Raw genomic sequence first — 24,732 nt, forward strand, 5'->3', positions numbered from 1 at the left:
ACTAGATAACAGGTGTGACATCATTAGAAATTAGGTTAAGTCCTCGATCGATTAGTATCTGTCAGCTCCATGTGTCGCCACACTTCCACCTCAGACCTATCAACCTGATCATCTTTCAGGGATCTTACTTCCTTGCGGAATGGGAAATCTCATCTTGAGGGGGGCTTCATGCTTAGATGCTTTCAGCACTTATCCCGTCCGCACATAGCTACCCAGCGATGCCCTTGGCAGAACAACTGGTACACCAGCGGTGCGTCCATCCCGGTCCTCTCGTACTAAGGACAGCTCCTCTCAAATTTCCTGCGCCCGCGACGGATAGGGACCGAACTGTCTCACGACGTTCTGAACCCAGCTCGCGTACCGCTTTAATGGGCGAACAGCCCAACCCTTGGGACCGACTACAGCCCCAGGATGCGATGAGCCGACATCGAGGTGCCAAACCTCCCCGTCGATGTGGACTCTTGGGGGAGATAAGCCTGTTATCCCCGGGGTAGCTTTTATCCGTTGAGCGATGGCCCTTCCATGCGGAACCACCGGATCACTAAGCCCGACTTTCGTCCCTGCTCGACTTGTAGGTCTCGCAGTCAAGCTCCCTTGTGCCTTTACACTCTGCGAATGATTTCCAACCATTCTGAGGGAACCTTTGGGCGCCTCCGTTACCTTTTAGGAGGCGACCGCCCCAGTCAAACTGCCCACCTGACACTGTCTCCCCGCCCGATAAGGGCGGCGGGTTAGAAGGTCAATACAGCCAGGGTAGTATCCCACCGATGCCTCCACCGAAGCTGGCGCTCCGGTTTCCAAGGCTCCTACCTATCCTGTACAAGCTGTACCAACATTCAATATCAGGCTGCAGTAAAGCTCCACGGGGTCTTTCCGTCCTGTCGCGGGTAACCTGCATCTTCACAGGTACTATAATTTCACCGAGTCTCTCGTTGAGACAGTGCCCAGATCGTTGCGCCTTTCGTGCGGGTCGGAACTTACCCGACAAGGAATTTCGCTACCTTAGGACCGTTATAGTTACGGCCGCCGTTTACTGGGGCTTCAATTCGCACCTTCGCTTACGCTAAGCGCTCCTCTTAACCTTCCAGCACCGGGCAGGCGTCAGCCCCTATACTTCGCCTTACGGCTTCGCAGAGACCTGTGTTTTTGCTAAACAGTCGCCTGGGCCTATTCACTGCGGCTCTCTCGGGCTTGCACCCTAACAGAGCACCCCTTCTCCCGAAGTTACGGGGTCATTTTGCCGAGTTCCTTAACGAGAGTTCTCTCGATCACCTTAGGATTCTCTCCTCGCCTACCTGTGTCGGTTTGCGGTACGGGCACCTCTCACCTCGCTAGAGGCTTTTCTTGGCAGTGTGGAATCAGGAACTTCGCTACTATATTTCGCTCGCCATCACAGCTCAGCCTTATGGGAAACGGATTTGCCTATTTCCCAGCCTAACTGCTTGGACGCGGATATCCAATACCGCGCTTACCCTATCCTCCTGCGTCCCCCCATTGCTCAAATGGTGAGGAGGTGGTACAGGAATATCAACCTGTTGTCCATCGCCTACGCCTTTCGGCCTCGGCTTAGGTCCCGACTAACCCTGAGCGGACGAGCCTTCCTCAGGAAACCTTAGGCATTCGGTGGAGGGGATTCTCACCCCTCTTTCGCTACTCATACCGGCATTCTCACTTCTAAGCGCTCCACCAGTCCTTCCGGTCTGGCTTCACAGCCCTTAGAACGCTCTCCTACCACTGTTCGAAGAACAGTCCGCAGCTTCGGTGATACGTTTAGCCCCGGTACATTTTCGGCGCAGAGTCACTCGACCAGTGAGCTATTACGCACTCTTTAAATGGTGGCTGCTTCTAAGCCAACATCCTGGTTGTCTAAGCAACTCCACATCCTTTTCCACTTAACGTATACTTTGGGACCTTAGCTGGCGGTCTGGGCTGTTTCCCTTTCGACTACGGATCTTATCACTCGCAGTCTGACTCCCAAGGATAAGTCATTGGCATTCGGAGTTTGACTGAATTCGGTAACCCGGTAGGGGCCCCTAGTCCAATCAGTGCTCTACCTCCAAGACTCTTACCTTGAGGCTAGCCCTAAAGCTATTTCGGAGAGAACCAGCTATCTCCAGGTTCGATTGGCATTTCACCCCTACCCACACCTCATCCCCGCACTTTTCAACGTGCGTGGGTTCGGGCCTCCATTCAGTGTTACCTGAACTTCACCCTGGACATGGGTAGATCACCTGGTTTCGGGTCTACGACCACGTACTCATGCGCCCTATTCAGACTCGCTTTCGCTGCGGCTCCGCATCTTCTGCTTAACCTTGCACGGGATCGTAACTCGCCGGTTCATTCTACAAAAGGCACGCCATCACCCGTTAACGGGCTCTGACTACTTGTAGGCACACGGTTTCAGGATCTCTTTCACTCCCCTTCCGGGGTGCTTTTCACCTTTCCCTCACGGTACTGGTTCACTATCGGTCACTAGGGAGTATTTAGCCTTGGGAGATGGTCCTCCCGGATTCCGACGGAATTTCACGTGTTCCGCCGTACTCAGGATCCACTCTGGAGAGAACGAAGTTTTGACTACAGGGCTGTTACCTTCTATGGCGGGCCTTTCCAGACCTCTTCATCTACCTCGTTCCTTTGTAACTCCGTATAGAGTGTCCTACAACCCCAAGAGGCAAGCCTCTTGGTTTGGGCTAATCCCGTTTCGCTCGCCGCTACTCAGGGAATCGCATTTGCTTTCTCTTCCTCCGGGTACTTAGATGTTTCAGTTCCCCGGGTCTGCCTTCTCATATCCTATGAATTCAGATATGGATACCACTCCATTACGAGTGGTGGGTTTCCCCATTCGGAAATCTCCGGATCAAAGCTTGCTTACAGCTCCCCGAAGCATATCGGTGTTCGTCCCGTCCTTCATCGGCTCCTAGTGCCAAGGCATCCACCGTGCGCCCTTTCTAACTTAACCGTTAAAAAGAATCACTATGTGATATCTTGTGTTACTAATTGAATGTGATGTCTACTGTTATCTAGTTTTCAAAGAACACGTTTCGAAGGAATGATCCTTCAAAACTAAACAAGACAGGGAACGTTCTGTTTATAAGACCCAAGGTCTTATATTCCGTAAATATCCTTAGAAAGGAGGTGATCCAGCCGCACCTTCCGATACGGCTACCTTGTTACGACTTCACCCCAATCATCTGTCCCACCTTCGGCGGCTGGCTCCATAAAGGTTACCTCACCGACTTCGGGTGTTACAAACTCTCGTGGTGTGACGGGCGGTGTGTACAAGGCCCGGGAACGTATTCACCGCGGCATGCTGATCCGCGATTACTAGCGATTCCAGCTTCACGCAGTCGAGTTGCAGACTGCGATCCGAACTGAGAACAGATTTGTGGGATTGGCTTAACCTCGCGGTTTCGCTGCCCTTTGTTCTGTCCATTGTAGCACGTGTGTAGCCCAGGTCATAAGGGGCATGATGATTTGACGTCATCCCCACCTTCCTCCGGTTTGTCACCGGCAGTCACCTTAGAGTGCCCAACTGAATGCTGGCAACTAAGATCAAGGGTTGCGCTCGTTGCGGGACTTAACCCAACATCTCACGACACGAGCTGACGACAACCATGCACCACCTGTCACTCTGCCCCCGAAGGGGACGTCCTATCTCTAGGATTGTCAGAGGATGTCAAGACCTGGTAAGGTTCTTCGCGTTGCTTCGAATTAAACCACATGCTCCACCGCTTGTGCGGGCCCCCGTCAATTCCTTTGAGTTTCAGTCTTGCGACCGTACTCCCCAGGCGGAGTGCTTAATGCGTTAGCTGCAGCACTAAGGGGCGGAAACCCCCTAACACTTAGCACTCATCGTTTACGGCGTGGACTACCAGGGTATCTAATCCTGTTCGCTCCCCACGCTTTCGCTCCTCAGCGTCAGTTACAGACCAGAGAGTCGCCTTCGCCACTGGTGTTCCTCCACATCTCTACGCATTTCACCGCTACACGTGGAATTCCACTCTCCTCTTCTGCACTCAAGTTCCCCAGTTTCCAATGACCCTCCCCGGTTGAGCCGGGGGCTTTCACATCAGACTTAAGGAACCGCCTGCGAGCCCTTTACGCCCAATAATTCCGGACAACGCTTGCCACCTACGTATTACCGCGGCTGCTGGCACGTAGTTAGCCGTGGCTTTCTGGTTAGGTACCGTCAAGGTACCGCCCTATTCGAACGGTACTTGTTCTTCCCTAACAACAGAGCTTTACGATCCGAAAACCTTCATCACTCACGCGGCGTTGCTCCGTCAGACTTTCGTCCATTGCGGAAGATTCCCTACTGCTGCCTCCCGTAGGAGTCTGGGCCGTGTCTCAGTCCCAGTGTGGCCGATCACCCTCTCAGGTCGGCTACGCATCGTTGCCTTGGTGAGCCGTTACCTCACCAACTAGCTAATGCGCCGCGGGTCCATCTGTAAGTGGTAGCCGAAGCCACCTTTTATGTTTGAACCATGCGGTTCAAACAAGCATCCGGTATTAGCCCCGGTTTCCCGGAGTTATCCCAGTCTTACAGGCAGGTTACCCACGTGTTACTCACCCGTCCGCCGCTAACATCAGGAAGCAAGCTCCCATCTGTCCGCTCGACTTGCATGTATTAGGCACGCCGCCAGCGTTCGTCCTGAGCCAGGATCAAACTCTCCGATAAAGTAGTTTGACTGACTACGCACATCGCTGTGCGATTTATAATAAAACTTGAATTAACAGGTACGTTTTGTCTTGTTTAGTTTTCAAAGATCATTTTGTCACTTCGTTTAAGCGACTTTATTATTATAACTCGTTGACTCATTGAAGTCAATAACTTTTTTTGAAGTTATTTTTTTGTCATCGCCTTGTTTAGCGGCAACGAATAATAATATACCACCTTGTAAATAATAGTGCAATAGTTTTTTGAAGAAAAACCTAAGGAATTATAAAAGAGCGTCATCCTTCTATTAGAAAGGTTGACGCTCTTTTAAATTAGCGCTGTCTCATTTGCGGGAATAACAGTACATCTCGGATCGAAGGAGCATTCGTAAGCAGCATGACCAGGCGATCAATCCCGATGCCTAAGCCTCCTGTTGGCGGCATGCCATACTCCAGGGCTTCAACGAAGTCTTCATCCATTAAATGAGCTTCATCATTACCCTCTTCTCGTTCTTTTAATTGGGCTTCAAAGCGTTCTCTTTGATCAATAGGATCATTTAGCTCTGTGAATGCATTTGCGTGCTCACGGCCTACGATAAACAGTTCAAAACGGTCTGTGAAGCGCGGATCCTCTGGATTTTTCTTAGCAAGAGGAGAAATTTCTACTGGATGTCCATAAATAAACGTTGGCTGGATAAGCGTTTCCTCGATTTTTTGTTCGAAGAATTCGTTTATAATATGGCCCACTGTCATAGAGTCTTTAATCTCTACACTATGCTCTTTTGCATATTCACGGGCTTGCTCAACAGTTACATCTTCCCAGAAGTCAACGCCTGTCGCTTCTTTGACTGCGTCAACCATATGGATTCTTTTCCACTCAGGTTTCAGTTCGATTTGCTCTTCCCCGTATTGGATTGTCGTCGTGCCAAGCACCTCTTGTGCGATATGAGCGACAAGGTTTTCAGTTAAACTCATGATATCTTTATAGTCAGCATACGCTTCATATAATTCAATCATTGTAAATTCAGGGTTATGGCGTGTAGAGACGCCTTCATTACGGAAAACACGGCCGATTTCATATACTTTTTCTAAACCGCCGACAATCAAGCGTTTCAGATGCAGTTCAATCGCAATACGCATGTAGAGCGGAATATCTAAAGCATTATGATGGGTAATGAACGGACGCGCGGAGGCTCCCCCTGGAATGCTGTGCATAGTTGGTGTTTCTACTTCTAAGTATCCATGATCATCAAGGTATCTTCTCATCGCTTGAATGATCTTGCTGCGTGTAATGAACGTATGTTTGCTGTCTGGATTTACGATAAGATCCAAGTAGCGTTGACGGTAGCGCTGCTCAACGTCTTTTAAACCATGGTATTTATCCGGCAGCGGACGAAGCGCTTTTGTCAGCAAATCAAATGATGTTGCTTTTACAGACAGTTCGCCTACATTTGTTTTGAACACTTTTCCGGTTACGCCGATAAGGTCGCCAAGGTCGGAAGATTTGAAGATTTCATATTGGTCGTCACCAACACTGTCTTTTCTTACGTAGATTTGAATTTGACCTTCTAAATCCTGAAGGTGCGCGAAGCCGGCTTTTCCTTTGCCGCGTTTTGTCATCATACGGCCTGCGATTGTGACTTCAATCGCTTTTTCCTCTAACTCTTCTTTCGTTAGATTTTGATATGCCGCAATAATTTGCTCAGATTGATGAGTTCTTTCAAAATGTGCGCCGAATGGATCTATACCGTTTTCTCTCATCTGATTCATTTTGTCGCGTCTGACTTGCAGCTGGTCGTTCAATTCTTCATGATTATGCTCTTCTTGACTCATTGTTATCACTCCATTACAGATATTGTTTCATGAAAAAAGCAGAAAAACTGCCAGCGTAAAACTGGCAGTGAGCAGCAAATAGAGGTGAGTGTTATCCTACTTTTGCGTCTTGAAGCTCTTTTGCCTCAACTTCAACAGTAAATGCATCTAAAAGCTGTACAAGCTCTTCTCTTGTCTCGCAATGATTGATTCCATTACGAACCTCCGCATTGCCTCTTATGCCTTTCAGATACCATGCAGCGTGTTTTCTCATTTCTCTTACCGCTACATTTTCACCTTTTAAGTTAATCAGGCGGTCAAGATGCAGTTTGCATACCGCCATTTTTTCGCGTACTTGCGGCTCTTCTTTTAATTCACCTGTTTCAAGGTATTGAACCGTACGGTAAATCATCCACGGATTGCCTAACGCGGCACGGCCGATCATGACCCCGTCTACTCCTGTTTCATCAAGCATACGCTTAGCATCCTGCGGCGTCTTGACATCGCCGTTCCCGATAACCGGTATCGATACAGATTGTTTTACTTCTTTGATAATATCCCAGTTTGCAGTTCCTTCGTACATCTGCACTCTTGTACGGCCGTGAAGTGCAACTGCTTTTCCGCCCGCACGCTCGACAGCCTGTGCGTTTTTCACCGCGAAAATGTGGTCTTCATCCCAGCCCATTCTCATTTTCACTGTGACTGGTTTATCGACGGCATCCACTACTGCAGAAACCATTTCATAAATCTTATCGGGATCGAGAAGCCATTTTGCTCCCGCATCACATTTTGTAATCTTTGGTACTGGGCATCCCATGTTAATATCAATGATATCAGCAGTTGTGTTCTGGTCTACAAACTTCGCCGCTTCCACAAGGGTTTCCTTTTTTCCTCCGAAGATTTGAAGGCTGAGCGGTTTTTCACGTTCATCAATGTAAAGCATACCCATTGTTTTGGCATTGTTGTAAAGGATCGCTTTGTCACTGATCATTTCAGCGCAGACCAATCCGGCTCCGAATTCCTTTACAGTCAATCTGAATGCTGAGTTGCAGACACCGGCCATAGGGGCCAGCACAACCCGGTTTTTTAATTGAATATCACCGATTTTAAACATTTTTCCCCTCCTTTCATTTGTTATTATTTTCTGGCGGCGCTAATTCGTCCGCGCTTATATTTAAAACATCTGCTGCACTTTGAATGATGGCAGCTGACGGCAATCGGTTTCCGCGTTCAATTTCGCCGAGAATAGAAACTGATATACCTAACGCTTTCGCAAATCCTTCTTGAGTATAACCTTTCAGCTTTCTGAATGCACGAATTCGTCTACCCCAGATTTCTGCTTCCATACTCTTACACCTTCTTGGTCGGTTTCCGCGCTTTTTGCCTCTTTTTCAACCCGCGTGCATATTTCCGCAAGCGGCGCGAGGACAAATAAACGCTCATACATTCTCGGATGCGGAACAATTAGTTGCTCTGTTTCAATATTTTCACGATTAAACAGTAAAATGTCAAGGTCTGCCGTCCGCGGCCCCCATCTGACTTCTCTCGTCCTGCCCAATTCATTTTCTATATGCTGCGTGAGCTCCAGGAGCTGAAACGGATTCAGCGACGTCTCGATTTCAACTGCCATATTTAAAAATTCATCTTGAGCTTCGTATCCGACTGGGTCTGTTTCGTAAATAGAAGACACTTTTGTGACTGTCACTGCCTCATGTTGATGCAGCATCGCCACCGCTCGCCGTAAATACGTTTCTCTATCTCCAATATTAGATCCAAGTGCTATATAAGCTGTATTGTTCATGATTTTTTTCTCGTGATTTCTATTGCTACTGATTTATAGTGGCCGGGAATTGGCGGATCTGGCTTAATCACTTTTACAGTACATTGCTGCACCTGATGAAATTTCTTCAGGACAGTGTCCGCAATACGTTCTGCCAGTGTTTCCACTAGTTTCACAGGCTCACCTTCGACGATATCTTTACATACGTGGTAAAGCTCGGCATAGTTAATGGTTTGCTCAAGGTCGTCTGTTTGTCCCGCTTTGCTTAAATCTAATTCTGCGGTTAAATCGACTTTAAAACGCTGTCCGAGCTTGTTCTCCTCTTTTAACACACCGTGGTAGCCGTAAAACTCCATGCCTTCTACGTAGATTTTATCCATGATGCATCCCTCCCTTGTTCAGCATTGCATCCATCATTTTCGCCATTCTGGCTATTTGTTTTACATCATGGACTCTCACAATGTCACAGCCTTTTTGAATGCCTAGACACACGGTTGCGCCTGTGCCCTCAGCCCGCTCCTCAGGCGGAAGATCCAAGACACGGCCGATAAATCTTTTCCGGGAGGTTGCAAGAAGAACCGGATAGCCAAGTCCGCTGAAAACTTCAAGTTTGTTCATGACTGCCAGATTATCGTGATAGTCCTTCGCAAAACCAATGCCGGGATCGAGGATAATGTTCTTTTCCTCTACACCTGCTTCAACAGCAATCTTTACACTTTCCATTAAGTCCGACAGCATATCCGGTATTAAGTCGTTGTAGTTTCTCTCTTTGCGGTTATGCATGAGAACGATCGGAACATTGTGTTCAGCTGCCACAGAAGCCATTTTCGGGTCATACTTTGCTCCCCAAATATCATTGATGATTGAAGCGCCGGCTTTAACAGCTTCATCTGCGACAGAAGCCTTGTACGTATCTACAGAGATCGGCACTGCGAGCTCTTTTGTAATCCGCTCAATCACAGGAATCACTCTGGACATTTCTTCGTCCTCGGACACATATTCGGCGCCGGGTCTTGTCGATTCGCCTCCGATATCAATGATATGCGCACCGTCATCAATCATCTCTTTCGCATGCAACAGGGCATTGTCCAGGCTGTCATATTTTCCGCCATCCGAGAAAGAGTCAGGCGTTACGTTTAAAATACCCATCACCAGCGTCTTTTCTCGATATGATAATGCGCTGGGTTTGGTATGGATTACTTGTGTTTGGTCTATCGTTTGCCGCGCCATTCTCTTCCTCCCTGTCATGAATTCATGTTCTTTATTTCTTGGTGGTATAGCGTTTGTAAAGCGGAAGTTATTTCTCCGTTTTGGCCCGGATAGTTCACTTCTTCTATTTTAGAAAACGGAATGATCTCAAGAACCGAGTTGGTCATCCATGCTTCATCTGCCGTCAAAAGGGCTTCAAGCTGGTAGCGGCCTGTTTTGACATCCATCCCTATTTTCTTTGCGTTCTCCATGACAAAACGTCTCGTGACGCCGTCAAGAATTCCGGTATCAAGTGATGGTGTATAGATAGAGCTGCCTTTTCTCCAGAAAACATTCGAAATGATGCCCTCTGCTACAGCGCAATCCTCCGTTAAAAAGATCCCTTCAAACCGCGGATCATTTCCGATCTCCCGTTTCGCATACATATTATTTAAATAGTGATGTGATTTTAACCGGAACGGCCCCTCCGGTGTGTTTCTCCGTACCGATAAAACCTTTCCTTCCTTTTGCAAAGGAAGACTTTCTGGTTTTAACTGATTAACAAAACATAAAACAGTCGGGTTATCGTAAGTTTGAGCAGCGAAGCCTTTATCACTGATGCCGGCTGATATGTTCAGCCTGACGCGGGCATTGCCGTCTTTGATATCATTCAGCCCGAGCAGCTTGTCCAGCATTTCAATCATCTCTTGTTTTGTCACAGTGTATTCGATTTGCAGATCCTTAAGTGCGCGTTCAAGCCGTTCTATATGCCAATCAAGCAGGAACGGCCGGCCTTCATAAAGCCTGAAGGTCTCAAAAACACCGATCCCATATAAAAAACCATGGTCAAAAGGAGAAAGAACTGCATCTTTCTCCTCTATAAATCGGCCGTTTACATATATCATCACGCAATGACTTCCTTGCGGTACGTTTCAATAAAATTTCTGAGCATTTCTTTTCCAAAGGAAGTCATAATAGACTCTGGATGAAATTGAACGCCTTCTATCGGAAGGTCATTGTGCCGAATAGCCATGATTTCTCCTTCTTTCGTTTGTGCGGTTACTGTGAAACAGCTTGGCAGCGTCTCAGGTTTTACGATCAGTGAGTGGTATCGTGTCGCCACAAGCGGGTTTTGCAAACCTTTAAAGATCGTCTTGCCGTCATGCTCGATTTCTGAGGTTTTTCCGTGCATCAGCCGCTCTGCTCTGACCACGTCTCCGCCAAACACCTGTGCGATAGACTGATGTCCGAGACACACGCCAAAAACGGGAATTTTGCCTGCGAAGTATTTAATTGCTTCAAGGCTGATTCCAGCTTCATCAGGACTGCACGGTCCGGGTGAAATCATTAAGAAATCCGGTGACAGCTCTTCAATTTGCTCTATTGTGATATCATCATTGCGTTTTACAATCAGCTCTTCTCCAAGCTCGCCCAAATACTGCACTAAGTTGTACGTGAAAGAATCATAGTTATCAATCATTAAAATCATTTCTCCGCTCACCTCATCTAATTTTTGTCTCTGCTTCGCTCAGCTCTAACGCCTTTTGCATCGCAAAAGCTTTTTTGAATGATTCTCTGTATTCATGCTTAGGAACAGAATCAATCACAACTCCTGCTCCGGATTGCATAAACGCCTGCCCTCCGGCTGCATAAATGGTTCGGATCACGATATTAAACTGAAGATCCTGATTATACCCAAACCACCCTATAGATCCAGTATAAAGCCCACGGCGTGTCGGCTCAAGTTCTTCTATAATTTCCATTGTCCTTACTTTAGGAGCACCTGTAATCGTTCCTCCAGGAAATACAGCATGAATAATATCTACAGCGTCGTATCCATCCTGCAGTTCACCTTGGACATTAGACACAATGTGCATGACGTGGGAGTATTTTTCAATTGCCATGAATTCATTAACCCGCACTGATCCGTAACGGGAAACTCTGCCCAGATCATTTCGTTCTAGATCAACCAGCATGACATGCTCAGCGCGTTCTTTTTCATTATGGATTAATTCATTTGCGAGCGCTTCGTCTTCCTCATCCGTTTTCCCTCTGGAACGAGTGCCAGCGATCGGTCTTGTCTCTAACAGTTTGCCCTTTTTGCTGACAAGAAGTTCAGGAGATCCGCAAATAATTTGGAAATCTGGTGTTTCTAAATATGCCATATATGGAGAAGGATTCACTTCTCTCAGCTTTTTGTAGATCTCATACGGGTGAGCAGACAGCGGCTGCGACTGCCTGATCGATAGATTGACTTGAAAAACATCTCCGCTGGCAATGTATTGCTTGATTTTCTCTACAGCCTGAGAAAAGCCTTCTTCAGTAAAAGGCGCTGCAAAGGAACCGTCAGCTGTATATGTCATCTCTTGTAACGGCTCACCGGGAAGCTCAGTCAGCCACATATGTTCGAGCTGGGACAGCTTTTCGTCCGCTGATTCGTTCTCATCATTCACATGAGTGACCAGCCAAAGAGCCTGTTCTTCATGGTCATAGACGGCGATATCATCAAAGACAAGAAAATAGATATCAGGTGTCTCCAGGTCATCTAATGAGAGCATTTTAAAATTTTCAATGTAGCGTGCGTAATCATAGCTAAGAAAGCCGATTGCTCCCCCTTGAAAATCAGGCAATTCTTCATCCGTTTCTGTTTCCAGCGTTTTAAACCAACTGTGGAAGGCGCGTAATGGGTCACCCTCTATAAACAGTGTCTCATCCCCATGCTTAATGGTTGTAATTCCGTCTTTTCCCTTGACAGCCGCAATTGGATCAAGACCGGCTATACTGTATCTGCCGCCTCTTGCACTTTCAAGAAGCACGTGCTGTTTTCTGGATTGTGAAAGTTTCTCATATTGTTGCAAGAATGAATCTTTTTGAAAAGGTACTTTTCTGCCTGCCGGTCTGCGTTGTGCCATTTATATCATTCCTCTGTTTTCTTTTTCTGCTTTTTTTATTGTAAAGCAATATCATGAGTGAAAAAAGTGAATTTCTCTTCCAAGGATAAGATTCGTCGCGGACACGGCATATTTGATGCACAAATAAAAAAACTCCCGGGCACCGGGAGTTTTTTCGAGCTTTTTAATCGAATTGATACAGCGGCGTACTCAAATAACGTTCGCCGTTACTCGGAATGATAGCCAATACTTTTTTGCCCTTTCCGAGTTTTTTCGCTACTTCAATAGCAGCATAAATGGCCGCACCTGATGAGATGCCTCCGAGAATTCCTTCTTCACGTGCAGCTCTGCGTGCATATTCAAATGCTTCTTCATTCTTCACAGGGAAAATTTCATCGTATACTTCAGTGTTTAAGATGTCGGGCACAAAGCCAGCTCCGATTCCCTGAATTTTGTGAGGGCCTGGTTTTCCTCCTGAAAGCACTGGGGAATCTGACGGTTCAACAGCGTAGATTTTGACGGAAGGATATGCTTCCTTCAGGACTTCACCCGCTCCTGTAATCGTTCCGCCTGTTCCGATTCCGGCTACAAATGCATCAAGCTGGTCATCACCGAATTGCTCAACGATTTCTTTACCTGTTGTTTGGCGATGGATTTCAGGGTTCGATGGATTGTTAAACTGCTGCGGCACGAAGTATCCGTGTTTTTCAGCAAGCTCCTCCGCTTTCTTAATGGCGCCTTTCATGCCTTCCGCACCCGGAGTCAGCACAAGCTCAGCACCATATGCGCGAAGAAGGTTGCGGCGCTCCATGCTCATTGTGTCAGGCATAACCAAAATCGCTTTTAAACCTTTAGCCGCAGCAACCATTGCCAGCCCGATTCCTGTATTTCCGCTTGTCGGTTCAATGATTGTATCGCCAGCTTTTAATTTCCCTTCTTTTTCAGCGGCTTCAATCATCGCTAAACCGATACGGTCTTTTACACTGCTTCCAGGGTTCATGTATTCAAGCTTCAAATATACATCCGCACTGTTTTCATCAACAAGGCGATTTAATTTAACGATTGGCGTATTCCCAATTAATTCAGTAATGGAGTTTGCTACACGTACCATTCTCGACACCTCAATTTCCGACTATTTGTATTGGTATTATGTATATAATCTATCAATTTCAAAATTTTTTGTCAATCATTTAGTACTTTTTTCCCCATAGAACCAAGACACGTCAGCTTCTTTCCAAAGCGATTTTACAGTTGCTTTATCACCTAACTGATCCATTGCGATCTGGCGTTTAATCTGATTCTTCACTTCATCATATGAGAACGTTCTCGCATTTAACCTTTCTTTCAGTTGAATAATCGCATAGCCGTTGTTTACCTTTATCGGTTCGTTTGACCATTCATCTTGTTTTAGTGTCTTTGCTTCTTCAATGTATGATGACGGAATGTTGTCTGATGCCACGGTGACAAACCCTAAATCTCCCCCGTACGGTGACGTATACCTGTCTGTGGACCGTTCCGCCGCAACAGCTTCAAAGCTCGAGCCGCCTTCAAGCTCTTTTAAAACTTGTCTGGCTTCCTCTTCATCCTTTACAACAATATGCCGAATACGATACGAATCATCAAACTGATACAGTTCTTTATTTTGATTATAAAATGATTTCATTTCTGTCTTTGAAATATCAATATCCTTTGTTAATAATTCCTCAAGAAGAATATTATAGCGAATTTGGTCTTTCCACTCTTTTTCAGTTGTATGCTCGTCTTCGTAAAATGAATTATTCACCGCCTTAATCAGCAGAAATTCCCGATCAATTTCGCTTTTAGATACTTTGAGATTGTTCTTTTTGGCAAGCTGCTCTACCACTCGGACATTGATCATATCTTCAAGTGTTGATTTTCCGTATTCATCTTCCATTTCCTTCAGCCATTCTTCTCTTGTGACGCTTTTGCCTCCAATAGTAGCAATGGACTCGTCGGACAGGGAAGCACTGGCTTGAGATTTCGTCAGTGTATATGCCACTGCGATACAGCATACCAGCAGCGCGCCCCAAATGATTGTCCAGATTGTTCTTGATTTCAAATTTACTGTCAGCCCCTTTTCTTAAATTCAAAAAACCCGCTAAAGAGCTTAGCGGGTCGTTTGGTCTCGAAGCTCTTCCAGCTCTTCTTTTGTAAATAAGTACTTTTCATTACAAAAATGGCATACTGCTTCGGCTTGTCCATCTTCTTCTATCATATCTTGAATTTCTTTTTTGCCTAGTCCTAAAACGGCTGTTTCAAAACGCTCTTTTGAACAAGGGCAATGGAATTTAACAGGCATGGTTTCCAAAATCTCAGGCTTTTCTCCTAAGACTTCTTCCAAAATTTCTTCCGGTGCAAGCCCTTTTTGAATCAGTTTAGAAATAGGTTCTACTACAGATAAACGCTGTTCAATTTTTGTAATGGTTTCATCATCTGTTCCCGGAAGGAGCTGAAGAATGAAACCTCCTGCCGCCAAAATGGTGTTGTCTGGGTTAACAAGCACGCCGACACCTACAGAAGAAGGAACCTGCTCCGATGATACAAGATAGTACGTAAAATCTTCCCCCAGTTCTCCGGAAACGATTTCTACTTGCCCTGTGAAGAACTCGCGCAGGCCTAAATCTTTTACAACACTTAATGTTCCATCTGTTCCAACAGCTCGTCTGACATCCAGCTTGCCGTGTTCATTCAAGTCAAAATGAACATGCGGGTTTGAGACATATGCCCTGACTTCCCCTTTAGCATTTGCATCAGCAACAATCGCGCCGATTGGCCCGCCGCCTTCCACTTTCACTGTCAGCTTATCATCACCTTTCAGCATAGAACCAAGCATTAGTGAAGCTGTCATTGTACGGCCCAGTGCAGCAGATGCTGTCGGCCATGTATCATGCCGTCTCTGTCCTTCATTCACCATATCAGTCGTTTTTGCAGCATATGCCCGAACTTTTCCGTCATACGCCAGCGCTTTTACTAAATAATCCATTGCAAAACCTCCTATACACTTCCCACGCGGTTTCGTTCATAAATCAATTCCAGCCCTTTTAGGGTTAAGAATGGATCAACGATGTCTATACAATCTGATTCGTTTGCGATTAATGGCGCAAGACCGCCTGTCGCAATGACTTTCGGTTCTTGTTTTGCCTGCCATTTCATTCGTTTTACGATTCCTTCCACTTGGCCGACATAGCCAAATAAAATCCCTGATTGCATCGCGCTTACAGTGCTTTTTCCGATAATATTGTCAGGCCGGGCGATTTCAATACGCGGAAGCTTCGCCGCACGCGAGTACAGCGCCTCAGTCGAAATTGTAATTCCAGGCGCAATCGCTCCGCCCATATATTGTTTGTTTTCATCGATATAACAGTACGTTGTGGCTGTACCGAAATCAACAACAATCAAAGGATTGCCGTACAAGTGAATGGCCGCAACAGCATTTACGATTCTGTCAGCGCCTACTTCTTTCGGATTGTCGTACTTTATATTTAAACCGGTTTTCATACCAGGACCGACAATTTGCGGTTCGATATGAAAGTATTTTGTGCACATTCTCTCTAACGCAAACATGATTGGCGGCACAACTGAAGAAATAATAATGCCTTCTATTTGTTCAAACATGAGACCTGAATGATCAAATAAAGAGCGCAGAATCATCCCAAACTCATCTTCTGTTTTATGCCTGCTTGTTTCTATACGCCAGTGATATTCTAATTCACCCTCATGATATACACCAAGTACAGTATTGGTGTTCCCCACATCAATAACAAGTAACAACCTCTATCACCACTTTTGAATAGTTTCTCTATCATTACTTTTACAAACATTCTACAATACCATACACGATCGGCGGCTCATTTGTAAACAAATCGATACCATAATTGGATGATTGAAAAGAGGGGCAGCAGAGGCGGGATTCACATAAAAAAACTGCCAGCGTCAGCCGGCAGTTTTTATCAGAAAGCGTTACTCTTTCGTATCGTCTTTCTTTTCTTCTTCTGTTTTTGACAGAATGTTTACTTTGACATCATCGTTCTTCTCATCATCAGAGAACTTACGCTCAGGCAATGTTCCGTGATCGACAAGGTGTTTGATTTGTTCAGCATCCAGTGTTTCAACTTCCAGAAGCGTCTGAGCAATCAATTCAAGCTTGTCACGATTTTCTGTCAGGATTGTTTTCGCACGCTCGTAACACTCTTTGATAATGCGCTGAATTTCCTGATCAATTTCGTAGGCAATTTGATCACTGTAGTTTTGTTCGTTGTTGAAATCACGGCCTAAGAATACCTGGCCACCCTGAGACTGTCCAAATTGCAGCGGTCCCAGTTTTTCTGACATACCGAATTCTGTAACCATTCGTCTTGCAATATTTGTCGCACGCTGGAAGTCATTGTGCGCTCCTGTGCTGACTTCGCCAAAGATAATTTCTTCAGCAACACGTCCGCCCAAGAGACCGACAATTTTATCAAGCAGCTCCGGCTTTGTCTGGAAGTAACGGTCTTCTCTTGGAAGCATAACTGCATAACCGCCAGCCTGGCCCCGAGGAACAATCGTTACTTTATGAACCATATCAGCCTCATCTAAAACGAGTCCGATAACGGTGTGTCCGCCTTCGTGATATGCCACGATATTGCGTTCTTTCTTGGAGATGACGCGGCTTTTCTTAGCTGGTCCGGCAATAACACGGTCCGTAGCTTCATCAATGTCGCGAGCATCGATTTTTTTCTTGTTTTGACGAGCCGCCACAAGAGCAGCTTCATTCAATAGGTTTTCTAAGTCAGCGCCTGAGAAACCAGGTGTTCTCATGGCAATCGATTTCAGGTTTACCGTTTCATCCAGCGGTTTGTTTCTCGCATGGACTTTCAATACAGCTTCACGTCCAATTACATCTGGGCGGTCCACTGTGATTTGACGGTCAAAACGTCCCGGACGAAGTAAGGCTGGGTCCAAGATGTCCGCACGGTTCGTTGCGGCAATGATGATAATTCCTTCATTGGCACTGAATCCGTCCATTTCAACAAGCAATTGGTTGAGCGTCTGTTCACGTTCATCGTGTCCGCCGCCGAGACCCGCTCCACGCTGGCGTCCGACTGCGTCAATTTCATCAATGAAGATCAAACAAGGCGCATTCTTTTTCGCGTTTTCGAACAAGTCACGCACACGGGAAGCACCGACACCTACAAACATTTCAACGAAATCAGATCCGCTGATGCTGAAGAATGGTACACCGGCTTCACCGGCTGATGCTCTTGCAAGAAGTGTTTTACCGGTACCCGGAGGTCCTACTAAAAGCACACCTTTAGGGATTCTTGCGCCAAGCTCGGCAAACTTGCGGGGATCTTTCAGAAATTCAACAACTTCCACGAGTTCTTGTTTCTCCTCGTCTGCCCCTGCAACGTCTTTAAATTTGACGCGTTTCTTTTCCTCTGTATATAGCTTCGCCTTACTCTTACCAAAGTTCATGACACGGCTGCCGCCGCCTTGAGCTTGATTGAGCAGGAAGAAGAACAGAATAAAGATAATGACAAATGGGATGATGGTCGTCAGGAACGTCACCCATCCGCTTGTTTCTTGAGCGGGATCAACCTTTACATCTGTCTTTTTTATAGCATTAAAGATCTGGTCTGCTCCCTTTCCTTCAGGAACATGAGTCAAAAAGTATTGATCCTTGTCGTAATTTTTCAGCTGTCCTTTCACCTCATAAACACCTCTGACAGGCTGAACCGACACGCTATCAACTTTCCCGTCATCCAGGTTTTTGATGAACGTGCTGTACGACATATTTTCTGTTTTCGGATTTGAGGTCTGGAAGTAGCTCACAACCCCGATTACTACTAATAAAATAAGTAAATAAAAAATGGTATTACGGAAGACCCGATTCATTCCTTACCTCCTCCCACAGTAAGCACAACTATGTTCAATAGTACCATAGAAAATCATTCCAATACAACCAATAACCATCTCGGAAGCAGGCTGCCGATCAGCTTTCATAAACTGCCGGTTTTAACACTCCGATATAAGGCAGATTGCGATAGCGCTCAGCATAATCAAGTCCGTAACCCACTACAAACGCGTCAGGAACTTTAAAGCCGACGAAGTCTGCTTTAATGTCCGCTTTTCTTCCGCTTGGTTTATCCAAAAGGGTAACAATCTTAATTGATTTTGCTTTACGGTATCGGAAGAGCTCTACTAGATAACTTAAGGTTAACCCACTGTCGATGATATCTTCAATAATTAAGATGTCCCGGCCCTCTACAGATGTATCCAAATCTTTAATGATTTTTACTTCTCCAGATGAAACCGTAGATTTTCCGTAGCTTGATACATCCATGAAATCCATTTCCAAATATGTATCAATATGCTTGATAAGATCCGCCATAAAAGGAAGAGCTCCTTTTAACACACCGATTGCCAACGGAAATTTATCTTGATACTCGCTTGTTAAGTCTGCACCTAACTCTTTTACTTTCTCTTGTATCTCTTCCTCTGAGATCAGAACTGTTTCAATATCATGTTTCATCATGATTATGCTTGCCCCCTACACTTTTCATGCTGTCTATATTGTAATACAATGCGGTCACTGTTTGGAATCACAAGATCTTCAAAAATGGATTTTTTCAAGCCCGGTATCCAGATAATTTCACCGCTTGCATCCGTCACAACCGGCCAGTTGTCTCTTTCTTGCAGAGGCAATTTCTTATCAATAAATATATCCTTTACCTTTTTCGAGCCGTTCATCCCTTTTAGTTTTATCCGATCGCCGGCTTTTCTTGTCCGGATCGTCAAGGGAAATCTCACCTTATCTTGACTTGTAATAAAAACAGAATTCCCATGACCTTCAAGAGATTCCGCGTTACGCTTTGCCTCTATCAGAAATCCGTTTGGGAGCACTGCCGTCTCATCGGCAGCTCCGCTTATTTGATATTCAAAGGGAACATTTTTGCACTGCCATTGTTCAAATGTAAACAAACATGTCTGATATGATTTGACCACCTTCAGTCCTTTCGGAAAGTCCAGTACTCCTGAAGGACCGCCCTTATCCGCCCAATCCAAAAACTGCTGAATATGATGAGCTGAAAAGGATGATGGAACGTTTTCATAAAGATAGTTTAATATTAGTTGAACTCCTCTTCTTTGTAAAGGCATCGGGAGGGCAAGCAATTGAGAGGAATTGATTTCAACTGATATTTTAGACTGGCTTGTGATTACTTTATTCATTTCTTCTTTCGTTAATGACTGTAAGAATTGCTCATCTTCAGTCAGTGCTTCGCTTACTTTCTGAAACCTTTTATGCACATCCGGTGATTCCTGTTTCAAAAAAGGGAGCACTGCTTTTCTGAATCTGTTTCTAGTGTAATCATCTTTGGCGTTGCTTTCGTCCGTCCGGTAGCTCAAAGCGTTTTCATGGCAATAATGAAGAATCTCTTCTTTTGTAATGGCTAGAAATGGTCTGATCATCTGTCCCGTTTCAAACCGTCTTACCGGCTGCATGCCGGCAAGTCCAGCTCCGAGTATGCCTTTGGCCAGTCTCATAAGCATTGTTTCAACCTGATCATCTCCATGATGAGCAAGTGCAAGATAATCCGCTTGATGCTTGGACATCACTTCCTTAAAAAACTGATATCGGCAATCACGGGCAGCTGCCTGCTTGTTGAGACCGTTTTTCTCAGCATACGCAGTTACATTGATTTGAGCCGTTTCACATTTGATCTGTTCAGCCTCACAATATGCTTGGACAAAACGCATGTCTTCCTCAGATTGTGCCCCTCTGAACCGGTGGTCTACGTGAGCCGCAATCACATTGGCTGAACGGCCGTATAACGCATGAAGCGCGTGAAGGAGAGCCATCGAATCCGGACCGCCGGAAACGCCTACAATAATTGTCGCCCCTTTTAACGTAAGATTGTGTTTGATAAAAAAATCTTTGACACTGTTCACAATGTCCTCCTCACAATGAGCAGGTATTTTAAAGATATTCATATCCTATCACTTTCAATCCTTCCAAGCAAAGAAGAAGCATGGGTATTGCAGATTGCGGCTGTCAAATAAGGAAAAAGATAATGTAAGCGAAATAAAGCGCCAAAACACTGATTACGATAAGAGCGGTTTCGAATAACCCTCCGGACTTAGCGCCCTTCTTTTTAGGTGCATATCTCGTCTGTGTTACTTTTCCCTGGCGCATTTTTTGCTGTCTTTGTCTTGAGATAGGTTGCGCCGAAGTTGGCGTTTTTCCGGCCTGTTTTCTTTGCGCTGCCTTTTGCCCTGCTGCGAGCATCTCTCTTTTCATCTCGTCAGCGGAATCATAATGGCCATTTAAAGCAGAAATAAGCACTTTTTTATACTTTTGCAACACCGGACTGCCTTCGATTAAAGATCGCAGTTGTTCCTTTGGCTGGCTTGTTTTTTTGAATTCCTTTTTATGTACACAGTTGATCATAATCATAGCAACCGCAAACAAGTCGTAAGAGGGCTCTGCTTTTCTTGTCCCATACCCCCAATATCCTCTGTCGTAAAACTCGGTATACTCTTTTATCGCTCGGCCCTCCTTGGTTGTTCCGCCTACATCTATGCATCGGATTCTGGCTGGCGGACCGGTGACAATCAGATTATCCGGCTTAAGGTCGCCGAATATCCACCCTTGCTGATGAAGCACGGATAAGCTGGTTAACAGCTGAATCATCAAGACCGGAATCCATTCTGCTCCTTTGTCACTGACGAATTGTAAAAGCAACGGGCCTTTTATGTATTCCATTGCATAAAATGAAACCTTTGTATTAGCACTGGGAATAAAGGCATCATCAGTGTCAAAAAAAGAAGGCCCCATCGTTACGGACTGGGCCTTTGAAAAAGATTTTAAGACATTCACTTCAGAAGTAATAGACAGGCTGTCATCGCTTACCTTTAAGGCAACATGTCCATCTGATGCTTCTGCCAAATACACAATTCCATTGGCCCCTTTTCCAAGCTGTTTACGCAGTGTGTAAGTATTTCCATTCCACTTGCCCTTTACTCTCGTTCCCGGCTTGAGGCTACATGCCAAACTCGTCAAAGTGTCGTTCATCATCTGCTAGCATGCTCCTTCTTGAGCGGATTTTTTCGAATTGCTGTGTCGCTTCACGAATCGCCGGACCTGTCGGCGTGATGCCGCCTGTCGATAGCTTCGCAAAGAGTGTGGAAAGAGACTGCAGCTTCGGTGTCCAATTTAGCACAAGCTCGACCTCCTGTTTTTTCCCGGGAAATATACACATCGCAAATTCGTTATTCCCTATTCGGGAGTTAAGACTAACGGACAAGTCAATCAGTGCTTCTTTCACTGTAGGGAGCTTTGGCGCCATACTAGCGCTTGTATCAACGAGAACCAAAACCTGAAGATGCACTGTTTCTCCCAGTTCATCTACCACTTCCATGACTTCGCCGCGTTTTTCCGGAGAAAGCTCCTCCATTTCCACATTCTTTCCCAGGATTTGCTTCAGTTCTTGATTTACCACCCCTTGCAGGGTTTGCGTCATTGCTTTTTTGGTTACCATTTGAACCGTTTGCGAAAGCTGTGATGCGTAAACGACCTGATGCACGCCGCCTCCAGCAAGCGCAATCCCTTCGACTTCTTTCATAGCCTCGTGGTCAATTTTGTTTTCTTCCATTATACCTATGACATTTACTGTAATCCCTTGCTCTTTAGCAAAAGCAGCCATAGCAAGCGGATCTTCACCATGATTTGAGCAGCCATCCGTTATCAGCAGAATTTGATTTAAACGTCCGTTGTTCACATTCATTCCTCCTGGAGAATACGATGATTCTCAGATTCATATAGTTCCATCTTCGCCAGAAGAAAATTGATTTATACGGAAGCGTTATGAAATTTCTTGTTTGCTTTGAAAGATGGCCGGAACGGGAATAGACGCCCACTTTGGTGTGTTGTGATCAATTCGGACGACAACAACCGTCATATCATCATCAATTTGGCCTGATCTTGTGCGAATCACTTCCTCCATGAGTAAGTCAGCAATTTCCTGCGGATCATCTGTTTTTAACCCTTTCATTTTGCGCTTCATCCATAAATCATGATTTTCCACGTGTTTAGGGCCTTCGAAAATACCGTCACTCATCATGATCAGGAGGTCTCCCGCCTTCAGCTGCTCACTCACAACCTCAACGTCGAATTCGTTAATAATGCCGATTGGCAGATTGCTCGCTTGGACTTTCATCACCTGCTCACCCCGTTTGATAAAGCTCGGTGTTGATCCAACCTTTAAAAACTTACAGCTCGCATCCTGAAGGTCGATAATAGAAAGATCGAGCGTGGAATATATTTCATCCGTTGTCCGCAGAGACAGTATGCTGTTGATCGTTTTGATTGCTATTTTTTCATCAATTCCTGATTCAAGGATCTTTTCAAGAAGTTTAATCGTTTCATTGCTTTCAAAGTGAGCCCTCGCGCCATTGCCCATGCCGTCGCTGATAGCAGCTGCATATTTTCTTGCGCCCAGCTCCATCATGCTGTAGCTGTCGCCGGAGACAAGGCCGCCGCCCTTCGCTGCATGAGCCGCACCCGTAGACACTCTGTACGATTTTGTTGATCCAAACGCGACATGGCTGTATCCATTTGGATGCGGCGAATGCTGCTCGGCTTTCACGAGAACTTGCTCTTCCAAAATGTCAGAAAGCATAGGCGCTATGATTTTTTCACTTTCTCCATGCCCGCTGAATGGGATTGTCATTTCAATATCAATGTTCCCCTGTTCAAGGCTGTAAATTTCCACCTGCTGAATCTCTATTCCAAAATGCTGAAGAGCCTCAATAATTTGTTCTTCTTGGATAAAGTGCTGTTCCCTCTCCCTTTTTATTTCCCGAGAAAAGTCTGCCATGACCTCTGAAACACCCAAGAGCTGTTCAGCCACAAGCCGCCTGCTGTCCTGCACTTTTTTCTTAAGGGTTAAATGCGCATGATGATAGGCAAGTTCATCCTCTATCAACTCTTCAACCTGACGCGATTTAGAGCAATACTGGTGAAACTCTTTTTTCAGCCTTCGGTTTGAAGCATACTCTTTTTCCTCTGTTTCAAGCATAACTTGTTTCATTAAATCATATGTTTTATCAAAGTTCTGAACCCAGCACCTGTTTTTCTTGTAGCACGTTTGACAGGAATGCTCCGTAATTTTACTTAAAAACAGATCGACTTCGCTGTCATCTGTTTGTTCGTCAGACGCTTGATAAAAGGTTGCAAAGCTTTCTGACAATGCATGAAATACATTGGAGAACTGATCCACCTTTTGAGCAGTGACATCTCTGATTTTTCTCGCGTATTGCTGCTGCTCCTGAAGATGTTCCACAGTGCCCGGAATATATCTCGCCACTTTTCTTGTGATGGACTGAGGCGTAAGCAGAAACAGGCCGACTGCTATCAATGACTCATAGAGCGTTGTCATCAGACCGGCAGAGCCTTCTCCATATAAAGAAATAAGAAGCGACCCGATAATCAGCCCGATTGCCGCACCTGCTTTTTTTCCTTCTTTCAGCAAACCGCCTAATAAGCCCGAAAAAGCGAGCAGACTCATTTGATAGAGATTTCCGATATTGGCTAAGCCGAGAATCAGGCCTGTCACGACACCCACTGTACAGCCGATGCTTGCACCGCCGATGAAGGAAAAGCTTAATACAACATAACGGGCCAGGATATGTTCTGCCTGCATCCCTTGATAGGACAAGCCTGCAAGTCCAGTCAGCACCGAAGCAATCAGAATCATAAAACAAATGATTTCTTCTATTTTTAAGGATTGTTTTACTTTCTTCACTGTGAAAATCGGAAGGCTTTGGAGGAAAATCAGCGTTAAAATAAAGGACAGCCCCGCTTCTACAACAGCCATCACATAATCATAGGTTGTAAACGCGCCATTCTGAGCGTAAACAAAACCCGCTCTTGCCGCCGCCATGGAGAAGAACACGACAATCGGAAGGGCTTTCACACGATCATCTGTGATGAAGGATGCTACTTTAGAAAACACGAAGAATGCAAGCAACGCCGCTAATATGAGTAATGAGTGCTTCGGAGAAATTGTCATTGCACCTGCAAGCACAGCCAGCACTGCATACAGCGCCTTGTCTCTTCTGATCAGAAGCATTGCCCCAAAGAAAGGAAGGGCGAAAGGAAGGACCTCGGATAATATGAAAGCTCGTCCAAGCAAAAACCCGATGACGACATAAATGAATCCTTTATAGAAAAACAGTGAATGCAAATGATGAGTCACCAGCTTCGCTCCCCTGTTAAAAAACGATTGGAGTTTTTCAAAAGCTTGTCCCGCCATTGGCCCGTTCACTCTTCTTTCTGCTTTTTCCATTTCTCTCATCTCCCACCTGTTATATTCGTTGCCTGTCATTATAGCGAAAGCACAG

General features: G+C 45.5%; 19 protein-coding genes and 2 rRNA genes. All 21 read right to left on the bottom strand.

Features of this window, described 5'->3' with window-relative positions; all coding sequences use genetic code 11:
• Nucleotides 1–31: 31 nt before the first annotated feature.
• The 21 genes from ACQVGS_RS21670 to spoIIE all read right to left on the bottom strand — a co-directional run bounded on the left by ACQVGS_RS21670 (nt 32) and on the right by spoIIE (nt 24,677).
• Nucleotides 32–2,959 (bottom strand): 23S ribosomal RNA (locus tag ACQVGS_RS21670).
• A gap of 169 nt (nt 2,960–3,128) precedes the next feature.
• Nucleotides 3,129–4,678 (bottom strand): 16S ribosomal RNA (locus tag ACQVGS_RS21675).
• Together the 16S and 23S rRNA genes form the textbook arrangement of a ribosomal RNA operon.
• Nucleotides 4,679–4,989: 311 nt before the next feature.
• Complete coding sequence (lysS, locus tag ACQVGS_RS21680) at nt 4,990–6,489, bottom strand: lysine--tRNA ligase (RefSeq protein ID WP_491830595.1); 1,500 nt, start codon at nt 6,487–6,489, stop codon at nt 4,990–4,992.
• 91 nt (nt 6,490–6,580) lie between these two features.
• Nucleotides 6,581–7,582 (bottom strand): tRNA dihydrouridine synthase DusB, encoded by a 1,002-nt coding sequence (gene dusB / locus ACQVGS_RS21685; RefSeq protein ID WP_024123646.1) that lies wholly within the window; start codon nt 7,580–7,582, stop codon nt 6,581–6,583.
• A gap of 13 nt (nt 7,583–7,595) precedes the next feature.
• On the bottom strand, nt 7,596–7,814 hold the full coding sequence (locus ACQVGS_RS21690) for a helix-turn-helix domain-containing protein (protein WP_024123645.1): 219 nt from the start codon (nt 7,812–7,814) through the stop codon (nt 7,596–7,598).
• Nucleotides 7,766–8,269 carry a 2-amino-4-hydroxy-6-hydroxymethyldihydropteridine diphosphokinase gene (gene folK / locus ACQVGS_RS21695; RefSeq protein ID WP_024123644.1) on the bottom strand — a complete coding sequence of 168 codons (504 nt, stop codon included), beginning with the start codon at nt 8,267–8,269 and terminating at the stop codon, nt 7,766–7,768. The genes ACQVGS_RS21690 and folK overlap by 49 nt, the downstream gene beginning before the upstream one ends.
• Nucleotides 8,266–8,628: a dihydroneopterin aldolase gene (folB, locus tag ACQVGS_RS21700; RefSeq protein WP_095714744.1), complete on the bottom strand. Its 363-nt coding sequence runs from the start codon at nt 8,626–8,628 to the stop codon at nt 8,266–8,268. The genes folK and folB overlap by 4 nt, the downstream gene beginning before the upstream one ends.
• Nucleotides 8,621–9,478 carry a dihydropteroate synthase gene (gene folP, locus ACQVGS_RS21705; RefSeq protein ID WP_101860936.1) on the bottom strand — a complete coding sequence of 286 codons (858 nt, stop codon included), beginning with the start codon at nt 9,476–9,478 and terminating at the stop codon, nt 8,621–8,623. Before folP ends, folB begins: the two co-directional genes overlap by 8 nt.
• A 14-nt stretch (nt 9,479–9,492) precedes the next feature.
• Entirely contained in the window at nt 9,493–10,341 is an 849-nt protein-coding gene (gene pabC / locus ACQVGS_RS21710; RefSeq protein WP_095714742.1) for an aminodeoxychorismate lyase, read from the bottom strand.
• The gene (gene pabA / locus ACQVGS_RS21715) at nt 10,341–10,925 is read right to left on the bottom strand and encodes an aminodeoxychorismate/anthranilate synthase component II (protein WP_024123640.1); all 585 of its coding nucleotides are present in this window, start codon (nt 10,923–10,925) and stop codon (nt 10,341–10,343) included. Before pabA ends, pabC begins: the two co-directional genes overlap by 1 nt.
• A 13-nt stretch (nt 10,926–10,938) precedes the next feature.
• Nucleotides 10,939–12,348, bottom strand: coding sequence for an anthranilate synthase component I family protein (locus ACQVGS_RS21720; RefSeq protein ID WP_188323431.1), 1,410 nt, complete (start codon nt 12,346–12,348; stop codon nt 10,939–10,941).
• 163 nt (nt 12,349–12,511) lie between these two features.
• Nucleotides 12,512–13,438, bottom strand: coding sequence for a cysteine synthase A (cysK, locus tag ACQVGS_RS21725; protein WP_024123638.1), 927 nt, complete (start codon nt 13,436–13,438; stop codon nt 12,512–12,514).
• A 75-nt stretch (nt 13,439–13,513) separates the two neighbouring features.
• A complete protein-coding gene (locus tag ACQVGS_RS21730) occupies nt 13,514–14,407 on the bottom strand; it encodes a peptidyl-prolyl cis-trans isomerase (RefSeq protein ID WP_491830600.1) in 894 nt (297 codons plus the stop codon).
• Nucleotides 14,408–14,455: 48 nt separating this feature from the next.
• Nucleotides 14,456–15,331 (bottom strand): redox-regulated molecular chaperone HslO, encoded by an 876-nt coding sequence (hslO, locus tag ACQVGS_RS21735; RefSeq protein ID WP_024123636.1) that lies wholly within the window; start codon nt 15,329–15,331, stop codon nt 14,456–14,458.
• A gap of 11 nt (nt 15,332–15,342) precedes the next feature.
• A complete protein-coding gene (locus tag ACQVGS_RS21740) occupies nt 15,343–16,119 on the bottom strand; it encodes a type III pantothenate kinase (protein WP_024123635.1) in 777 nt (258 codons plus the stop codon).
• Nucleotides 16,120–16,308: 189 nt separating this feature from the next.
• The gene (gene ftsH / locus ACQVGS_RS21745) at nt 16,309–18,225 is read right to left on the bottom strand and encodes an ATP-dependent zinc metalloprotease FtsH (protein WP_024123634.1); all 1,917 of its coding nucleotides are present in this window, start codon (nt 18,223–18,225) and stop codon (nt 16,309–16,311) included.
• A 97-nt stretch (nt 18,226–18,322) separates the two neighbouring features.
• The gene (gene hpt, locus ACQVGS_RS21750) at nt 18,323–18,865 is read right to left on the bottom strand and encodes a hypoxanthine phosphoribosyltransferase (RefSeq protein WP_038954341.1); all 543 of its coding nucleotides are present in this window, start codon (nt 18,863–18,865) and stop codon (nt 18,323–18,325) included.
• 2 nt (nt 18,866–18,867) lie between these two features.
• Nucleotides 18,868–20,280, bottom strand: coding sequence for a tRNA lysidine(34) synthetase TilS (tilS, locus tag ACQVGS_RS21755; RefSeq protein ID WP_095714738.1), 1,413 nt, complete (start codon nt 20,278–20,280; stop codon nt 18,868–18,870).
• Between the two features lie 103 nt (nt 20,281–20,383).
• Complete coding sequence (gene prkT / locus ACQVGS_RS21760; protein ID WP_106021680.1) at nt 20,384–21,406, bottom strand: serine/threonine protein kinase PrkT; 1,023 nt, start codon at nt 21,404–21,406, stop codon at nt 20,384–20,386.
• Nucleotides 21,372–22,109: a vWA domain-containing protein gene (locus ACQVGS_RS21765; protein ID WP_024123631.1), complete on the bottom strand. Its 738-nt coding sequence runs from the start codon at nt 22,107–22,109 to the stop codon at nt 21,372–21,374. The genes prkT and ACQVGS_RS21765 overlap by 35 nt, the downstream gene beginning before the upstream one ends.
• 84 nt (nt 22,110–22,193) lie before the next feature.
• Nucleotides 22,194–24,677: a stage II sporulation protein E gene (gene spoIIE / locus ACQVGS_RS21770; RefSeq protein ID WP_024123630.1), complete on the bottom strand. Its 2,484-nt coding sequence runs from the start codon at nt 24,675–24,677 to the stop codon at nt 22,194–22,196.
• Nucleotides 24,678–24,732 lie beyond the last annotated feature (55 nt).

Source organism: Bacillus sp. SD127 (genome assembly GCF_058566445.1).

Excerpts from the sequence above, each read along its gene's own strand:
- lysS (WP_491830595.1), bottom strand. The coding sequence starts at position 6,489 with ATGAGTCAAGAAGAGCATAATCATGAAGAATTGAACGACCAGCTGCAA.
- dusB (WP_024123646.1), bottom strand. The coding sequence starts at position 7,582 with ATGTTTAAAATCGGTGATATTCAATTAAAAAACCGGGTTGTGCTGGCC.
- ACQVGS_RS21690 (WP_024123645.1), bottom strand. The coding sequence starts at position 7,814 with ATGGAAGCAGAAATCTGGGGTAGACGAATTCGTGCATTCAGAAAGCTG.
- folK (WP_024123644.1), bottom strand. The coding sequence starts at position 8,269 with ATGAACAATACAGCTTATATAGCACTTGGATCTAATATTGGAGATAGA.
- folB (WP_095714744.1), bottom strand. The coding sequence starts at position 8,628 with ATGGATAAAATCTACGTAGAAGGCATGGAGTTTTACGGCTACCACGGT.
- folP (WP_101860936.1), bottom strand. The coding sequence starts at position 9,478 with ATGGCGCGGCAAACGATAGACCAAACACAAGTAATCCATACCAAACCC.
- pabC (WP_095714742.1), bottom strand. The coding sequence starts at position 10,341 with ATGATATATGTAAACGGCCGATTTATAGAGGAGAAAGATGCAGTTCTT.
- pabA (WP_024123640.1), bottom strand. The coding sequence starts at position 10,925 with ATGATTTTAATGATTGATAACTATGATTCTTTCACGTACAACTTAGTG.
- ACQVGS_RS21720 (WP_188323431.1), bottom strand. The coding sequence starts at position 12,348 with ATGGCACAACGCAGACCGGCAGGCAGAAAAGTACCTTTTCAAAAAGAT.
- cysK (WP_024123638.1), bottom strand. The coding sequence starts at position 13,438 with ATGGTACGTGTAGCAAACTCCATTACTGAATTAATTGGGAATACGCCA.
- hslO (WP_024123636.1), bottom strand. The coding sequence starts at position 15,331 with ATGGATTATTTAGTAAAAGCGCTGGCGTATGACGGAAAAGTTCGGGCA.
- ftsH (WP_024123634.1), bottom strand. The coding sequence starts at position 18,225 with ATGAATCGGGTCTTCCGTAATACCATTTTTTATTTACTTATTTTATTA.
- hpt (WP_038954341.1), bottom strand. The coding sequence starts at position 18,865 with ATGATGAAACATGATATTGAAACAGTTCTGATCTCAGAGGAAGAGATA.
- prkT (WP_106021680.1), bottom strand. The coding sequence starts at position 21,406 with ATGATGAACGACACTTTGACGAGTTTGGCATGTAGCCTCAAGCCGGGA.
- spoIIE (WP_024123630.1), bottom strand. The coding sequence starts at position 24,677 with ATGGAAAAAGCAGAAAGAAGAGTGAACGGGCCAATGGCGGGACAAGCT.